The organism is Paenibacillus farraposensis (assembly GCF_020736845.1).
In the GTDB taxonomy this organism is placed as follows: domain Bacteria; phylum Bacillota; class Bacilli; order Paenibacillales; family Paenibacillaceae; genus Paenibacillus; species Paenibacillus farraposensis.
Genome location: NZ_JAFFQR010000015.1, coordinates 121,309 through 138,014 on the forward strand (window position 1 = coordinate 121,309; position 16,706 = coordinate 138,014).

Below are 16,706 nucleotides of genomic sequence, written 5' to 3' on the forward strand. Positions count from 1 at the left end.
ATTCGGCATACCGTTTTATGACATTGAATACGGTTAGGCGTTCAACAGATCTTGTGCACCGCGGTAAATAATATCATACAAGTCTTCCAGATATTCTTCCTCAATGCAGGAGAACGCGACTCGAAGATCATGCTCACCGAGTGCAATCGTCCCAACTCCATATTGCTCCAGCAAATGTGTACGCAGCCGCTCGGCGGACAAGCCGTTCAGCTTGAGACACATGAAATAGCCGGAGTTGAACGGGTAATAGCTCCATACATCTCCGTATTTTCCGCTATCCAGCAATGCTTTGACCTTATTAGCCCGCCCTTTCATAATTTGGAACTTTTCTTTTTTCTGCTGCTCAAAATCCGGTGATTTGAGGGCATCCAGTACGAAGGTTTGGGATGGGTGAGGGCCGCTCGAAATCGTAGCCCGGATAATTCCCAACGTTTTTTGTTCCAGTGCGCTCAGCACATCCTGACTCTCGGAAGCAAAGGTAATAAATCCGACACGGAAGCCCCAAACGTACTCTTCTTTGGTAGCTCCGTCAACTTTGACTGGTAAAATTCTCGGATGAAGTCCGGCTAACTGACCAAACAGCGATTCATGCAAGGAGTCTTCGAAGAACAGGCCAAAATAAGCATCGTCCGTCACCACGACGACATTGATGCCTGCCTCTGCAGCTTCCTGGATGGCTGCCACAATCGCTTTCCCCTCTTCGACGTCCGGTGTATAGCCAGTTGGATTGTTCGGGAAATTCAGGACAACGATCGCTTTGCCGTATTCTTTTTGCGCGAGCAGCGCCTCACGCAGCCCCTCGCTATTAAAACGGTGGTCCTTCGTGAACAACGGGTAATTCACCAAGCGTCCATGACGGCGAATGCCGAATGTCAGCTCATAATTTTCCCAGTTTTTGTCCGGGTAAATAACAGCATCGCCTTCATCTGTAAACAGGTCGGCCACGATGCTCAAACCGTGGGTCAGCGCGTTCGTAACTACAGGTAGTCCGAAGCCTTTTCCAGCCAGTGAAGGATTTTCCCTCAGCATCTTTTCACGCCATACGCTGCGTAGTTCTGGCTTGCCCGCAGGGGGAGCATAAGGGTATAAGTCCTTGGGACTGTAAGCAGACAACTTCTCCTGAATAACCTGCAAATGCATAGGACCACTGCCTTCAGTAGCAATACCGATCGTCGCATTATATTTTTTGGCCAGTTTTCCGGCTTCGGCAGATTGGCTCAAAATCCCCTCTTTTGGAAAATATATTTCTTTACCTAAAAGGGATAACATTTGATATACATGCTCGTTGCCTGTCTGAATATTTTGGTTTAACTGCGCTACCAGTGGATTCATTCCCGTTTCATCCTTCCAAGTCATTTTGATTACATATTATAGCATTACACACGGTAAGCGTCACGTAAAAGCATTAAAGGAATGTAAAACAACCGGGAGGTTCCTACCGTTAAGGTCATGGAGAACTTCTTACAAAAAAAAGAAGCTCCTGCATTCCCCTGCAAGTGCTTCTTCTGGACACACCGACTTAAATTGAGGATGTCAAATTTTCTGTGGTAGAAGCGATATGGTCATAGGCTTTTTTTAATTCACTCATAGCATTCGAATTGTTCGAAATCCGATCCGTGATATCTTCAATTTTTTGCATCATCGACGACATTGCTTTGGCTATTTCATTAATCTGGATGAAGATGTCTTCTGCAGATTGTTTACTGGAGGCCGCCATTTTTCTAACTTCATTGGCAACCACTTCAAAGCCACGTCCATGTTCACCGGCACGGGCAGCTTCAATGGCGGCATTCAAACCTAGCAAATGAGATTGAGAAGCAATATCCTTGACAACCGTAGTGACTGTCTGGATAATTTTGAGCTGGTCTCTAACTACTGCAGATTCCGTATTCAACTTCGTCATATGATGTGCAATCAGCTTCGAAGCTTCCAATACGACATCTGTGTTAGCAGTCATCTCTTCCACCATGGTCATCAGCTCCACCGTACTTTCTTGAAGAATGGTTTCGCGTTTCGTGATGTCGGTTGCTATTTTGATAATTGCTTGGACATGATCTTCTTTAAGGATAGGCATATAAGTCGCTTCTAGTGTCAACTTTCTTCCATCCTTTGTAACCCGTACAATTTTATCTTGAAAGGCCTTTCCTTGACGCAAACTATCCCATAAGTCGACATACGCTTGACTGGATACAAATTCATGCAAGCAAAGCTTCCTATGATGAATACCAACGATTTCATCAACCTTATATCCCATTGTATTAGCGAAAAGTTCATTGGACCAGGTGACTTGTCCTTGCTTGTCAAACATGATCATACCTAAATTGTTTTGAATGGTTGATAAAACAGCTAATCGTTGATCAGTTGTGTCTTTGTCTAGCATGAATACCACACTCTCCTTGAGGTACCAGTACCCGATATTGATAACCAATTTTGTCTGCGAATTATTCTTTTTTGATGACAACTTTGAACAAATCGCTTCTTCACGTCTGCTTCGGGGAGGCGTAAAGGATGCTGTGTTTATTTAAAAAGCATTTACGACCGTTATATTTTACCAAGTCCTCCTACAGTTCGGCAAGTCCCTTTTGTACAGCTAATGTCTATCGAAATTGGGTACACTATTTTTTGCGTATTGGCTGCGCAGCGCTTATATTATAATTTAACAGAATAGAGAACAAGCAAAGAATAGCAAAAGGAGGTGCAGATTTTGCTGGATATGTCTGCGACATCATTTATCCTGCTGCCCGCCTTTGCCAAAATTGTGTGCGAGCCGGGCTGGAAATGGCAGGTACGTGAAAAACCGATGCCAAACTATGATTTATTTTATGTATGGAGCGGTGAAGGAACGGTTGTATTGAACGGGGAAGCTTTCCCGGTCAGCAAGGGCAGTTGTTTTCTGTTCAAACCAGGGGATGATACCCGTGCTACACATAACCCGCAAAAGCCGCTTATCCTTACTTATATTCATTTTGATTTATCCGAGCAGCCGAAGCTCATTCCTGCAAGCTACCGCATGCTGGAGGAAACATTCGAGGTTGAGCATATGCTTGCCAGATATGTACGCTTGCGCTTGGAGCATGCTTTTGGAGCTGAGGAGGAGGGCAGGCTGATTCTGAAGCAGCTGATGATTCATCTGCTGCGCGCGGACCGTAAGGAGCCACGGGAGCAGCAGGCCAGCAACCAGCTTACCGAGGTTATTCGGGAAACAGCCAACTATGTGCGCCAGCATCCGGGACTTCCTCATCGTGCCGAGGATTTGGCGGCACGAGCAGGGCTGTCGCCGCGTTATTTTTCAATTAAATTCAAGGAGCTGCTGGGCGTTTCCGTGCAATCTCATATTATCAGTATGCGGATTGAGCGCGCGCAGCATCTTTTGCAGCATGCCGGAATGAATGTGACCGAGGTGGCAGGGGCCTTGGGATACCGGGATATCTTTTTTTTCAGTCGTCAATTCAAGCAGTATACGGGAAAAAGCCCGTCTGAGATCCGATAAAATCCACAAAAAAGGACCCAAGCAGCATGCAGGGTCCTTTTTTCATATGTGCGAATGCGCAGCAGCAATGCGGACAATCCATCTGTTTTACGCTTTGGAATCATGGCGGAAGCAACCGAGCCGTTGTCCCATTTTTACCACATCACCCAGCTTCAACGCCGGGTCTGGCTCAAATGTACCGTTTTCGGTCAGCAGAACGACGGTTGATCCAAATTCAAAATACGCGAGATCGTCGCCTTTTTCCCATGAAACGGCTTTATCATCCGTATACTTGATGCTGCTAACGTTCATCGCGCCAACCTTGACGAGGGCTACCTCGCCATATTCGTGGGCAATGTACGTAATTTGTCGTTCATTGCGGCTAAGGACCCCTCTCATATGCTGCAAACCGAAGTCATTTACTGGATATACCTTGCCGCGCAGATGCTCCTTCTCCACCAGTGTGCCGGATACCGGCGCATGAATGCGGTGATAATCGGTAGGGCTGAGATAGAGCACAAAAGCATAGCCGTGCGTGTACTTCTCAAGCCGCGGCGAGCGGTTAAGCAGCTCATCCAGCGTATAATCCTGTCCTTTGACATTCAAAAGAGTGCCGGCCGTAATTGGTCCAGTAAACGTAATCCGTGCATCAACCGGACTGATCATCACCTCGGCGTTCGTATCAATCGGGCGCATGCCCGCTTTCAATTTGCGTGTAAAATAGGCGTTCAGAGAACGATATTCTTGCCATTCCTGCTCCGCCTCATGCGTCTGGATCTGGTACGTACGTATAAAGGTGGGGATAAAAAGTCGGCTTGCTCCACTTTGCGCGAAGGAGCCCACAATCCGGCACACCCACTTACGCGATGATAGCTCTGTCATGAGCCGCAGCCACTGTTTTGCCATTTCAGATCCCCCTTGTTTATTTCCAAGCCGTCTTGACCGGACCTTTCCGGCCGCTCTGAACTATATTGACACAGAATGTGACGTAAATCAATATAGTGGACGGTGGAGTGAACGTTAGGTGTCTGCTGAAGGCATCTGCTCAAGAAGCCAGCGGGCGTATGCTATCGGCTGAGTGTATGTTTCTTTCCAGACATTGTTCATGCCCGCCTGGCTGAACCCATAGCGCTGATCTCGGCCATTGCATTCGATAAAAAAAATGTTGCCCTCATGGGTAATCCCCAGATCCAAACCGACGTCGGCCAGCCGGGGAAGGCTCTGTGCCAGCCGGTGAACGATTTGTAACGACAGTCTCTCCAGCTCATTGATCAGACGGGCTGTATTTGAAGCTTGAAGCATATGTGCTTGCGGCAGCACCTCGAGTAGGGAGCGGGCTGTACCGCCCTGGGCCACATTGGACACAAAGGTGTGGGAAGGAGCGATTTTGGCAAACATGCCTGTGACTCCCCAGATGCCGCCATATCCACGTTGAACCGTCACACGGATATCAAATGGACGGTTGTTATACAAGGCAAGCGGTATCGTTTCCTGTACGATGTGAGGCACATGCAGCAGCCGTTTGTATAGAAATGAAGGCAGTTTTCCGGCAGGCAGGCGCAGCGTGGACCAACGCTCAGGCATAGCGGGATGTGCGCATTGCAGGGTCCAGTTTTCGTGCGAATGCCGCAGTCGCATTATTCCTCTGCCAACACTGCCGCTGCTGGGTTTAATTACAACATCCCTCGTTTGCTCCATCAGGGTATGAATGGAGGACAAGTTTGCTTGCAATGTTCTGGGCAGGTAGGGGCCCAGCAAAGGGTCTTCCTGCAAAATGGCGTGTATATGGTCCTTGCGGAAACGGTTTTGTTCATTAAAAATATAGATTCCCTTTTGTACCAGCTTATTGATATCTCTGGCATTTTCATTATGCCGATAGAGAGTCCGATTGTGGATGACCGGCGGCAACGGAAGAGTCCTCTGACGATACTCTTTGCCGTGTTTAACAAAAGCCCGGCATGTACCAGTCGCAATATGAATATCCTCCAGGCGAAGAAAGCAGGGGATGAGCCCATAGTTTAACCCGGCATCCTCGTAATTGGCGATGGATTCATATCGTGTCCTCATGGCGGGAATGCCCCGATAGGTTACCGGGTTGAGCATGACGCCGACATGCAACATGAGTATGTCCGCCTCCTTATAAGTCAATCCAACTGACCATAGTGTAATTCTAGTCCATCATATGAATTAAAGATCGGTCGGGCATGGACGCTAGCCTTGCGATACGCCCAAAGTGGGAAGTCAGAGCACATTTGGGGGAGAGGGGCGATATGATACAAGATAAGTGTTGTGGGGTGTTGGAATAAGAGAAGAAAGTAGGTGAAGGATGGATGCAGAGGCCCAAGGTAGCAGTCGTTACACCGGGTTCTTTTGTTATACCTTCGCCCCGCAGCAGCTCTGTGGAGCGGGTAATTGCCTGCATGGTTCCACTGGCAAGCCATGAGCTTCAAACGCAGATTTATGGGATAAGGGGGGCAGAGGCACCGGATCATGGAGACCTGGACGGAGTACTGTGCAAGCGCTATACACGCGGGAAAGGTTATATTCCTGAGGTGATTGCCAATTTGAAAAGGTGGTCACCTGCGGTAGTTGATGTACACAACCGCCCGGCTGCTGCGTATGCCATTCGCGAGGCTTTGCCGGATAGCCGGGTTGTGCTGACCTTGCATTCGACCACTTTCATCCGCGGGCCTCATCTCAATCGCGAGGACGTGGCCAGACTGCTGCTGCCGATGGACCGGATTATCGTGAACAGCGACTTTTTGGGATCAATTGTAGCTGCCGATAGTCCGAAGGCCGTAAGGGAACGCATCAGTGTCAACAAGCTGGGCATTCATCCCGGTGATTTTCTGCCGCGCTGGACGCCTGTGGCTGAATCAGCCAGGGCGGCGCGCTTGGACGATTTCGGCTGGTCAGGCCGGCGAATCGTGCTATATGTGGGCAGATTAGTACCCGGGAAGGGCGTTCACAGGCTGCTCCAGGCCTTGCGCCGCGTCGTCCGGGCCTGCCCGGATGTGCTGCTGCTCATTGCAGGCAGCGCTTATTACGGTCACGACCGCCTTACGCCGTACGCAGCTTCGTTGCGGCGGCAGATGCGTAAGCTAAGATTGGAAAAACATGTCCGATTTCTTGACTATGTTCCTCATCCGGCGTTAGCCTCGCTATACCAGCTGGCCGACGTGACGGCCGTTCCTTCGGTTGAGGACGAAGCCTTCGGACTCGTCAATCTGGAGGCTATGGCAGCAGGAGTGCCTGTGGTCGCTTCCCGTATCGGCGGCATCCCGGAGGTTGTACGGCACGGAGAGACGGGCTGGCTTGTGGATCCATCCCCCGGTGAGCGGGAAATGGCTGCGGCCATGATCCGATTGCTCCGACAGCCTGACCTGCGGCGGCGGATGGGAGAAGCCGGACTTGGCGAGGTGCGGAGACAGTTCTTATGGCAGCATGCAGCACATCGCTGGGGGCAAATGATGCTGGCATGCGCCTCGGAGTGACGTGGCCGCCGTTATACGCATAGGCTATCTTATAGGCATTAGCCTTGATTCCCAGCCAGGTGAATGAAGCGGAGCAACCGCAGGTTCACTCCTGTGCCAAAGGAGCGGTCATCATGAATCATCGTATGAGCTATGGTCATAAAGATAAAAGAGCAGCACGGAGCAACCTTTCCGATACAGTCCCTTCCTCCCGTGCAAGCAAGGATAAAACACCTTCGACTTCCGGTATTCATAGATCGGTACAGCGCGGAGGGTCAGTTGGAGCCGCATCGGTGGAGACAGATACCTCGGTTCAAGCCGTTGAGGAAGCAGCAAGGAAAAAGCATAAGCTGCCCAAGACGCTGGAGGAAGCGATGCGGATGAATCGGAAATCGGTGCTATTGCTGTCTGTACCTGAATCGGATGCCGAATGCAAGACAGATAACGACATGTCATCTAGCACCATGGAAGATCAGGCAGAGCAAGATGCGTTATCGGATTGTTCCATTACCAGCATCCACATTGCAGAAGGAAGACAGCGTTTCAGGCAGCGAATGGTCCTGCCCGGGGAAGTTGCCAAACCTGGTATCCACGTTGATAGCGAATCAAAGGTAGCTGCAGTTCAGGACGGATTATCGGCCCGTGGCGAGGCGTCTGTCCCAGAGCTGGCTTTATCCCAATTTGGCAGCCTTCCTTTTCGTCTTTCAGGCACAACGAACAGGGACGAAATGAGCATTATGTTAGAAAGGCCTTTTAAGAACACTCAATATATAGTTGCAGCTAGTGCCACTGTGCCCGGTATAACAGTATCTGTCACAAAACGTCAGGAATATTCGGCAACACTTACTGTAGAACGCGTATGCCCGGGTTCGGTATGTAAAGGGGAAATAATGTGGATTGCGGTGGGTTACTAAAGGGTAGAAATGTTGGCAGTAATTCAACTTGATATCAAAAAAAGGCATCTCGCTGTAAGGAGGCTGTATATATAAGAAGAAAAGGGGGAAACTTGCTAATATCAAACAGCCCCACGGCATCCTTTTACAATTTGGGGAGGGAACTTCGTTTAAAAAAAGGGCATCCCTTGAAGCGGGATGCCTAGACTAGGGGGGGGGAAGGGGCACAGACTTGCACTGTACCCCTAATGCAGGCTTTAAAGGCAGAAATAAGAGCTGATTACACTATATTTGTCTGTAAGCGAGGACCAAATGCGGGGATATCTTTATTGTTAATTCCTACCGCATCAAAGGATTGAATAGCGCTGGTTACGGATATCGAATCAGCACCAGAGAAGTCCTTGGCTGCCTGAATAACAGCAGCACGCGCGTTAGAAAAGTTGGAGGTGGAGGTCAAATAGTTGGTGAAGGCGTTATAGTAAATGAATACAGCCGCCTCGCGTCTGATACCAGTTACGGTTACACGATGGGATGTCCGCCCTGTGCCAACAGATAGTAGGCTTTGTTGATAATACTGCTATTCGTATGAGCCCAGCCTTCATCATCATTGTTACGGCCCGGGTAGAAGTTGGAATAGTGATCCGGCTGGCCAAAGCGTGTAGGATCGGGCAGGGAACGCAGAGCGTCGCCTGGAATGCCCGGCGTATAAATGCCATCACCAAGGAGCCAATTGGTGCCGTCAATATCGTTGCCGATAATATCCGAGAAGGCTTCATCAGTGCGGCTGATTCGCCATAATACTCCAAACCAAACGAGGTCATCATAAAAAACGAACTTATGCAAAAAAATATTTTTTATTTTTTTGTGCTGTATCATCTTGGTTCTGATATTAGCACAGAGAATGTCGAACGAGAAGATGTTTTATTCCAAATTACCCCAAAATGAGTCTAAAGTCCCAAGATGATTTGCTTTTGTCTTATTTAGTCGAAATTGATCGAAAGATAATGTAGACGAGAAAAAAGGCATCCCTTTGAAGAGGGCGCAGGTTAGTACACTGCACCCCCATTTTTTGTCCATTGGCTGCGCAGGAGCAGAGGATAGCTGCACAACGATAAGGGTAGATGGACGAGGATGCGTGAGGGGATCGCGTATATGATTTAGTTAACGCCTACAGCGTCAAAAGATTTGGCTGCTGCGGTGGCTTGTGCCGAACTTGCACCATAAAGATCTTTTGCTGCTTGTACAACAGCATCCCGTGCGTTGGAGAAGTCAGAAGAAGAAGTCAGATAGTTCGTAAAGGCGCTGTAGTAAATTTGAACCGCTGCATCGCGGCCAATCCCATTTACAGTTACACCATGGAAAGTACCGCCTTGTGCCAACAGATAATAGGCTTTATTAATAATACCGCTGTTCGTGTGAACGCCGCCGTTATCGGAGCTGCCTCTATACAAGTCCGAATAGTGGTCCGGTTGATCGTACAGCGTAGGATTGGACATTGAACGAAGTGCATCACCCGCAATTCTTGGCGTATAAATATCATCGCCTACCAGCCAGTTTTTACGCTGAATGTCATTGCCGATGATGTCCGAGAAGGCCTCATTCAACGCACCGGATTCTCCGTAATACTCCAAATTCGAAGTATACTCTGTAACACCGTGCGTGAGCTCATGACCAACTACATCAGGATCACCGCTAAAAGCGATAAATGTGGTGCCGTCTCCATCTCCATAAGTCATTTGGGAGCCGTTCCAGAAGGCATTATTGTAGCGGTTGCCGTAATGGACTGTCGAACGGAGCTGCAGGCCGCGTCCGTCAATGCTGTTGCGATTGAATTTTTCTTTATAGTAATCATATGTTTTGGCCGCATAAGCGTGGGCATCTACACCGGCTGGATCATTCCATACATTATCGGCATCGGTCAGGATGGTACCTGGGATGCTCTGACGGTTGGAGGCTGTGTAAGTCACGATTCCGTTGCCGCGGGTCGTATCTCTTAACTGATAGCTGCTGCCGGAAGCGGTAGTGGTGAATGTTTTGGTATCGCCAAGCACGCCTTTACCTGTGCCTGTCGCTTCATTAATGATGTCATACTGGAATACGATTTTGCCATTATTGGCATCGATGATGTAGCGTGTGCGCAGCGGCACAGGCTCTAAAATATTAACTTCTGTCACATAAATCAACTGCAATGTATCATCATTAGGATAGAAGTACAGCTCAGCTTTGGGATCTGCCTCTGGCTGCAGGTTAGCGATTTTCGCAATGGATTTGGGTTCTGTCTGTACCGCTTCAATTTTGCTATCCTTCAGGTCAGCCGCTTTCTCAAGACTAAGCTTGTCCTTTTTAATCGGGATCGTTACATCGTTGTTAGCTGCCTTTGTGTAAGTATCTTTGCTTACACTACCTGGCTCCTCCGCCTCTTTAGAGATCGTATCATCAGAGTCAGGGAGGGCTTGGATCCGCGCAGCTGCCTCCTGATATGCAATGTAGATTGCTTCAGAAGCGCTGATTTTCGGAGTTGTACCTTGTGTAGCTTCCTCTTGCTGGTCCTCAGTAATCACTGCTCCCAAATAAGAAGTGATCTCACCAGATTTACCCACATGGATGGTCTGTTCAGCTCCATATACGGGAATCCCGTTTACATACTGCTTGAGCCGATAGTGGTTCACACCGGATTTGTCGTTTGTGCGATCCATGATACGGAATTGATCACGGACACTGGTGCTGTCCGTACCCAACAACGTTTTCTTTTGCCGATTTAAATAGCTCCATACAATGTCGTCACCCGATAACGATGAGGGTGCTTTCCATTGCTCGGCGTGGAAAGTTGGCGTAAGCTGGGCTGGCGCCGAAACAGGACCCTCCGCTGCTGATGCACCAGACGCTACCGACCCTAATAACATTGCTCCTCCAAGAAGCGAAACCCATACTTTTTTCATTAAAAAGTCACTCTCCCCGATTAATGTCAGGATGAATCATCCTGTGTGGACTAGACATTGCGCCAATTAGGTAAGTCGTGTTGCCGTCTGGAACATGAAGGAAATGGAATGTGAAGAGAAATACCGAAGTGTGTTTTTCGTGAGTTTTTCATGAAGAGTGAGTGAAATGAGGGAACGCAGGTGAAGCATACAGCTAAGCATTTAGCCTAAAAAGGTGACAAACTCCTCCTTTCCTGTCGGATATAAGAAGGTGGAATATTGGGGGGAATGGAAAAAGTTCTATGCAAAAAAAACAAATGTTAGTTTTTTGAACTTCCACCATCTGGCTCTGATATTAGCACAGAGATTGACGGACGAGAAGATCTATGTCACAAATTTATCCAAAATGATTCTTTAGACCCTAATAACCTATTTATTTAATATGATTAATACGTATTTGTAAATTGAAGTCGAAAAACTGCTTTGTCGAAAACCACTCCACGCTTGCCGTTACACACGGTATTTGGACCGCATAGGTTATGTTGAACTGTCCTAATCATGCGTCCATCTATACAGCAATAAGGGAGGTGAGACGGGAGCATGAGGAAGCAGGGAAGAACTCGCTTCAAGCTTCATCGCAGGCGGCGTTCCGGTGCCGGTTCTTACTCCAGAATGTGGCTGCCAGTACGATTGCCCAAGCTGGATATGAACCGGAACAGCCATGCCAACGGGGAGAAGCCTGACGCGGAAAAAGGGACACAGCCAGGCGAGGATCGGTCATCTAAACTGTCACCTGCCGGAAAATTCCTTGTCTCCGTCATTATTCCGGCTATGAATGAGCAAAAAACGATCGGAGCTGTTATTCGTGAGGCACGTCGTGTCCACCCGCATACTGAGGTTATCGTGGTCGAAAACGGATCAAAAGACAAGACGGCGAAGGCGGCAGTGGCGGCGGGCGCGCGTGTACTATCTTTCCCGGAACCGCTGGGACATGATGTGGGCCGTCGTATTGGAGCGGAGGCGGCTTCCGGTCAAATATTGCTTTTTCTCGATGGCGATATCGTCATTCCTTACGTCAGACTTCGGCCGTTCATACAGGCCATATGCGCAGGAGCGGATGTTGTACTGAATGATTACCATGGTCCCGTGAATTGTACGCCTGTACATCCCGTAGTTGAGGCAAAGCATGTATTGAATATTTTGTCGAATCGTGCCGACTTAGGGGGAGCATCCATGACTGGTATTCCACATGCCATAAGTCAAAGGGCCTTGAAAAAAATAGGTCTAAAGTCCCTGGAGAAGCCTCCTTTATTTCAAGTGATGTCCATCGTCTCCGGGTTGCGAGTGATGGCTGTATATGGAATAGCTGTCGGTAAGATGAATGCAGCACGCAAAAAACAGAACGGTAAAGACCCGCTGGTGGATGTGGTCGTACAGGATCATCTGGACGCCATTTCCTGGCTTACAACACACTTGGGAGCACGTGCGGGATATACGGATTTGAACCGTAAACGGATCAGAGACGAGGTGAAACCGTGAGCAGAGAGTATCGCAGAGGGAAGCCTGGCGACCCAAGCTGGGGGAGTAGACGGGCAGCACAACGAAGACAAGGATCAATGCATTCAATGCACAGCCGCAGGATGAGGAAACCTGCACCCCGGGAAGAAAGAATGCCCGAAGCGAATCGGACCGAGCCCGAGGTACGCAAAATGCCTGGGGATATTGTGTTACAAGGAACAGCGGCAGCCGTAGTCAGTGCCTGTAATGAGGAATCTACCATGGACCAGGTACTAGGCGAGCTGGAAAAGCTCCCATTGAAGGACATCATTGTCGTTTTGAACGGCTGTACGGACGGTACGCACTCCATCGTGGCACAGCATCATCCTGGTGCGACTCTCGTCAACCTGCCGGACCGCCTTGGGCATGATGTCGGGCGTGCCGTAGGCGCGCGTATGACACGGGCTGATATCGTGCTGTTTGTGGACGGAGATTTGCCGATTCCGGCGTTTGAGTTGCTGCCTTTTCTCCAAGCGGTGGATCAGGGAACAGATGTGGCGCTTAATGATCTGGGCAGACATTTGCCGCCATTTGCCCAGCAGGACAGCGTGACACGGTGCAAAGCATTCCTGAACCGCATACTGCGCAGGCCAGATCTTGGAGCAAGCTCATTGACCGCTGTACCGCATGCCTTGTCACGACGCTTGCTGGATCAGCTTGGTCCGGCCATGCTCGCTGTTCCGCCCAAGGCGCACGCGATGGCGGTGCTGTACGGCATGAAGGTGGCAGCCGTGCACACTGTCGACGTCATTAAAACGAACCGCAAGCGGACCTTCAACACCGGCAAAGGAAATGGGATGGAGCAATTGATTGTCGGCGATCATGCGGAGGCGCTGACAGCGGTGTTTCAGGTCGCTGGCGTTTCTCTGTCCGGCCCTGTTCCCACACGGGTAGACGTCGCCAAAGGGAGGAATGCACGATGAGTCTGACGAGCATTATTATCCCGACTTATAACGGCCTGCATCTGCTAAAGCCGTGCATTGAGGCGATTCGGACACATACAGTGGATGTGCCTTATGAAATCATTGTAGTAGATAACGCCTCCAATGACGGGACAGATACTTTTTGCGAAGCGGAGCGGCTGATCAACGTTCGTCTTCCCGAAAACCGCGGATTTCCGGCAGCCTGTAATATAGGACTCCGCCTGGCTTCGGGTGACCAGTTCGTTATCTTGAACAATGATGTGACGGTTACACCTGGGTGGCTGTCCAATATGCTGGCTGCATTGTGGAGCGACAGCACGGTGGGACTGGTAGGACCGGTGACCAACTACGTCAGCGGCATTCAGCAGATTCATGGATTAGGAGGGGATTTGTCGAGTTGTCTGAGGTTTGCGGAGCAAAATAATGCAAGTAATCCGTCCAGATGGCAGGAGGTTAAACGGTTGGTCGGATTTTGTGTGCTGCTCCGGCGTGAGCTGATGGAACGAATCGGATTGCTCGATGAACGGTTCAGTCCCGGACACTATGAGGATGACGATTATTGCCTGCGGGCACACTTGCACGGCTACAAGCTGCTGATGTGCAGTGACTGTTTTGTTTATCATCAGGGAAATGCCAGTTTCTCACGTGTGGACACTTCGCGGATCAAAGAGTTGATTGAACGGAACTATCGTTTGTTTATAGAGAAATGGAGCATTGATCCCAGAATGTTCATCGAATCTGGCAACATTGGGATTTCATGCACTGAACATGCCGTCGAAGGAGGAAGGAAGATATGAAAGGGGTTATTCTCGCAGGAGGAACCGGATCGCGCCTTCATCCGTTGACTTCATTACTCAACAAGCATCTGCTTCCGGTCGGCAAATATCCCATGATTGTATATGGTATCGAAAGACTGCGTCAGGCGGGGATCACCGATATACTCATCGTTATTAGTAAACAATCGGCCGGGCTGTATACCGATTTTTTGGGCAGCGGCAGCGATTATGGTGTTCAGCTGACGTATCGGATTCAGGAAAAGGCAGGCGGGATTGCGGAAGCACTCGAACTGGCGAGAAGTTTTATACAGACGGAGGAAAAATTCGTTGTTTTGTTAGGTGATAATTTGTTCAAGGAAGACCTGGGACCCGTCATCGAACGCTTCAATCAGCAGCCTCCGGGGAGCGCCAGAGTGTTGTTGAAAAAGGTAGCAGATGCCCGGCGTTATGGAGTCCCGGTGTTCGATCCCGAGCGCCCGGAGATCATCACCAAAATTGAAGAAAAGCCGCAGCAGCCCCAATCCAAATATTGCGTTACGGGTATCTATATGTATGATACCTCCGTATTTGATAAAATTTGGAACATTGAGCCGTCGGCACGCGGCGAGCTTGAGATCACGGATGTCAACAACTGCTATGCTGCTGAGGGCAAGCTGGAATATGATATTTTACGTCGTTATTGGAGCGATGCAGGAACCTTTGATTCCCTTCAGGAAGCCTGGGTCAAGATGAAGGGCTTTCTGCCCTGACCTCAGGAAACACCATCCGGCCGGGCCAGGCATATAGTATAGGCATAATGCCACCCGGAGGAGTGAACGGCATGAAACGCCTGAGTATACAAAGGAAACACAGCAGACGGCTCGGTAAAAAAGGCTATTGGGCAGGATATAAAAGGGGCCGGGAGCAGGGCAACAAGTTAGGCCAGGCCTCGTTCGGCAAAGTTTTTGAAGGCGTAAGCATCATCATTCCGTCCTGCAATCAGCTTCACCAGCTTCGAGCATGTATTCACCGGATAGAGGAGTACACGAGCCATCCTCATGAAATTATTGTGGTGGACTACGGGTCGACGGACGGGACACGTATCTATTTGCTCCGTAAAAGTATCGCTGTGCGTTACGCGCTGCTAAAAAAGGATGTTCATATCACAGGCAGTCTGAATCAGGGACTGATGATGGCAAAAGGCACGACCATTGCAATACTGGACCCGCAGGCTATGGTGACACCCGGTTGGCTGGATCGGTTGCTTGAGTGTTTATACAGCGATCCGCAGATGGGTGTCGTCGGGCCTGTAACGAATGGTCCATTCGGAGAACAACAGATTGAGGTTCCTTACATCAACAAAAACGAAGCATGTTCATTTGCCAGAACCTATAATATTTCCAACCCGGCTGCATGGCGAGAAACCGAGAGCCTGAACGGATTTTGCTTGCTGCTGCGCAGAGAAGCACTGAAGAAGACAGGGTACTGGGACGAAGGCTGCCACAGTGGTCAGGAAGCTGCAGCAGATTGGCTGCTGCGTGCACGCTTGCTCGGGATGCGTATAGCAATTGCCGGAGATGCTTTTATTCATTACACGGGAAGTGATCGGGATACGACCCATCGTTTTCTTCAGACGACCGGAAAAAGTGGTCCATTGGAGGAAAGCAGCCAGAACCGATCCTTTTTTGTCCAAAAATGGGGAGACACAGATAAGCTGTTTAATCACCGGGAATCCAATGAAGCAGATTCCGACGGACAGGGGGCATCAATCAGGGAAAGACATGCGTCAGCTGCAAGCTTTTATCCCATCGGAGCGCTCGTTCAGGGACCATCTGGCGCAATATTTCGGTTAGAGCGGGGAAAAAGACGCTTTTTGCATAGCATGCGTGCTGCGGGAGATGCATACGTGGCTCCCGTCAGAATTTCTCAGCTTGATCTGCTGGCACTTCCCGCGATATCCAAGCCGGAGGCGACCGTTTCCGGTGATGCGGAAGTACCCGCAGCTGTACCGGCAGAGGAACCCTTGCCTGTGCTGGCGGCTCTTGTACCGGAGAATATCCCCGTACTTCATACTCCTGCTGGGCGCATGCAGTGGATTAAGACACTGTATGCCGAAGGCAGACAACTGTATCAAATCGGGAGCGGCTGGAAAAGACCGTTCCTCACCTCCTATGCAGCCATGAGCTGGCGGGCAGCTGATTACCAAATCCGGTTGTTGTCCCCCGAAGATTTGTCCGTACTGGTGCAGGAGCAGCCCATTATTGCCCCACCTGTACTGCACAGGCATCTGTAATGAGCGGAATAGGCGCCTTTAGGGGGAACCGACTCCTCGTTGCCGCATACGCTGTAGTAGCGGAAAGCCTGTAGGTATTCGTGCGTTCCGCAAGGCGGAGCACATAAAGGAGGGGCTTATGCATAATGAGGTAGATGATTTATTAACTCATATTTCGCACTCGCAGCAGCAGATGTCCAGACTGTTGGATGCGGAACGGCAGGTGGTCGTGCGTATGGCGCAGATCATACATGAGCTGCCGGATGAGGAGCCGCGTTTTGACGGGATTCCGGGTATTCTGGAGGGTTCGGGCCAAGTAAACAAAAGCATTGTTGCCTACTTGAACGGCATTGCCGATCTTCAGGAAGCGATGGCTGAAATGCTCGTTCGTGTCGTAAAAGAGACGGCATACCCGGAAGAGGAGTAACGATCAACCGAGGGTAGGG

14 protein-coding genes and 1 pseudogene are annotated in these 16,706 nt (G+C 49.7%); 9 read left to right on the plus strand and 6 right to left on the minus strand.

All coding sequences use genetic code 11. The annotated features are described in order from the left end of the window. Positions 1-33 precede the first annotated feature (33 nt). Positions 34-1,332, minus strand: a complete 1,299-nt coding sequence (locus JO375_RS03505; RefSeq protein ID WP_229523155.1) for an aminotransferase class I/II-fold pyridoxal phosphate-dependent enzyme — start codon at positions 1,330-1,332, stop codon at positions 34-36. A gap of 187 nt (positions 1,333-1,519) precedes the next feature. Continuing rightward, a complete protein-coding gene (locus JO375_RS24695; RefSeq protein ID WP_322098689.1) occupies positions 1,520-2,380 on the minus strand; it encodes a methyl-accepting chemotaxis protein in 861 nt (286 codons plus the stop codon). Positions 2,381-2,704: 324 nt separating this feature from the next. Between JO375_RS24695 and JO375_RS03520 the strand changes: the two genes are divergently transcribed. Beyond that, positions 2,705-3,490, plus strand: coding sequence for a helix-turn-helix domain-containing protein (locus JO375_RS03520; RefSeq protein ID WP_229523156.1), 786 nt, complete (start codon positions 2,705-2,707; stop codon positions 3,488-3,490). 87 nt (positions 3,491-3,577) lie between these two features. Here JO375_RS03520 and asd read toward each other — a convergent pair whose 3' ends face one another. Both asd and JO375_RS03530 read right to left on the minus strand, forming a co-directional pair. Continuing rightward, positions 3,578-4,375 (minus strand): archaetidylserine decarboxylase, encoded by a 798-nt coding sequence (gene asd, locus JO375_RS03525; protein ID WP_229523157.1) that lies wholly within the window; start codon positions 4,373-4,375, stop codon positions 3,578-3,580. Between the two features lie 114 nt (positions 4,376-4,489). Further along, positions 4,490-5,590, minus strand: coding sequence for a YheC/YheD family endospore coat-associated protein (locus JO375_RS03530; RefSeq protein WP_229523158.1), 1,101 nt, complete (start codon positions 5,588-5,590; stop codon positions 4,490-4,492). Between the two features lie 209 nt (positions 5,591-5,799). Between JO375_RS03530 and JO375_RS03535 the strand changes: the two genes are divergently transcribed. Together JO375_RS03535 and JO375_RS03540 are read left to right on the plus strand one after the other, a co-directional pair. Continuing rightward, positions 5,800-6,963: a glycosyltransferase family 4 protein gene (locus JO375_RS03535; protein WP_229523159.1), complete on the plus strand. Its 1,164-nt coding sequence runs from the start codon at positions 5,800-5,802 to the stop codon at positions 6,961-6,963. Positions 6,964-7,076: 113 nt separating this feature from the next. After that, positions 7,077-7,856 carry a WIAG-tail domain gene (locus JO375_RS03540; RefSeq protein WP_229523160.1) on the plus strand — a complete coding sequence of 260 codons (780 nt, stop codon included), beginning with the start codon at positions 7,077-7,079 and terminating at the stop codon, positions 7,854-7,856. A gap of 259 nt (positions 7,857-8,115) precedes the next feature. On the opposite strand, the pseudogene JO375_RS03545 reads toward JO375_RS03540, so the two are convergent. Next, positions 8,116-8,641 (minus strand): annotated as a pseudogene (locus JO375_RS03545) (peptidase M4 family protein); the annotation flags it as partial. Positions 8,642-8,992: 351 nt separating this feature from the next. Beyond that, positions 8,993-10,774, minus strand: coding sequence for a M4 family metallopeptidase (locus JO375_RS03550; protein ID WP_229523161.1), 1,782 nt, complete (start codon positions 10,772-10,774; stop codon positions 8,993-8,995). Positions 10,775-11,353: 579 nt separating this feature from the next. Here JO375_RS03550 and JO375_RS03555 point away from each other — a divergent pair. The 6 genes from JO375_RS03555 (at position 11,354) to JO375_RS03580 (ending at position 16,687) form a co-directional block, all read left to right on the plus strand. Next, the gene (locus JO375_RS03555; RefSeq protein ID WP_229523162.1) at positions 11,354-12,292 is read left to right on the plus strand and encodes a glycosyltransferase family 2 protein; all 939 of its coding nucleotides are present in this window, start codon (positions 11,354-11,356) and stop codon (positions 12,290-12,292) included. Then, positions 12,289-13,233, plus strand: coding sequence for a glycosyltransferase family 2 protein (locus JO375_RS03560; protein WP_322098690.1), 945 nt, complete (start codon positions 12,289-12,291; stop codon positions 13,231-13,233). Before JO375_RS03555 ends, JO375_RS03560 begins: the two co-directional genes overlap by 4 nt. Then, complete coding sequence (locus JO375_RS03565) at positions 13,230-14,030, plus strand: glycosyltransferase family 2 protein (protein WP_229523164.1); 801 nt, start codon at positions 13,230-13,232, stop codon at positions 14,028-14,030. Before JO375_RS03560 ends, JO375_RS03565 begins: the two co-directional genes overlap by 4 nt. Continuing rightward, on the plus strand, positions 14,027-14,758 hold the full coding sequence (locus tag JO375_RS03570) for a sugar phosphate nucleotidyltransferase (protein WP_229523165.1): 732 nt from the start codon (positions 14,027-14,029) through the stop codon (positions 14,756-14,758). The genes JO375_RS03565 and JO375_RS03570 overlap by 4 nt, the downstream gene beginning before the upstream one ends. 71 nt (positions 14,759-14,829) lie before the next feature. Further along, complete coding sequence (locus JO375_RS03575; RefSeq protein WP_229523166.1) at positions 14,830-16,281, plus strand: glycosyltransferase family 2 protein; 1,452 nt, start codon at positions 14,830-14,832, stop codon at positions 16,279-16,281. Positions 16,282-16,399: 118 nt separating this feature from the next. After that, positions 16,400-16,687 carry a nucleoside-diphosphate sugar epimerase gene (locus JO375_RS03580; protein ID WP_229523167.1) on the plus strand — a complete coding sequence of 96 codons (288 nt, stop codon included), beginning with the start codon at positions 16,400-16,402 and terminating at the stop codon, positions 16,685-16,687. Positions 16,688-16,706 lie beyond the last annotated feature (19 nt).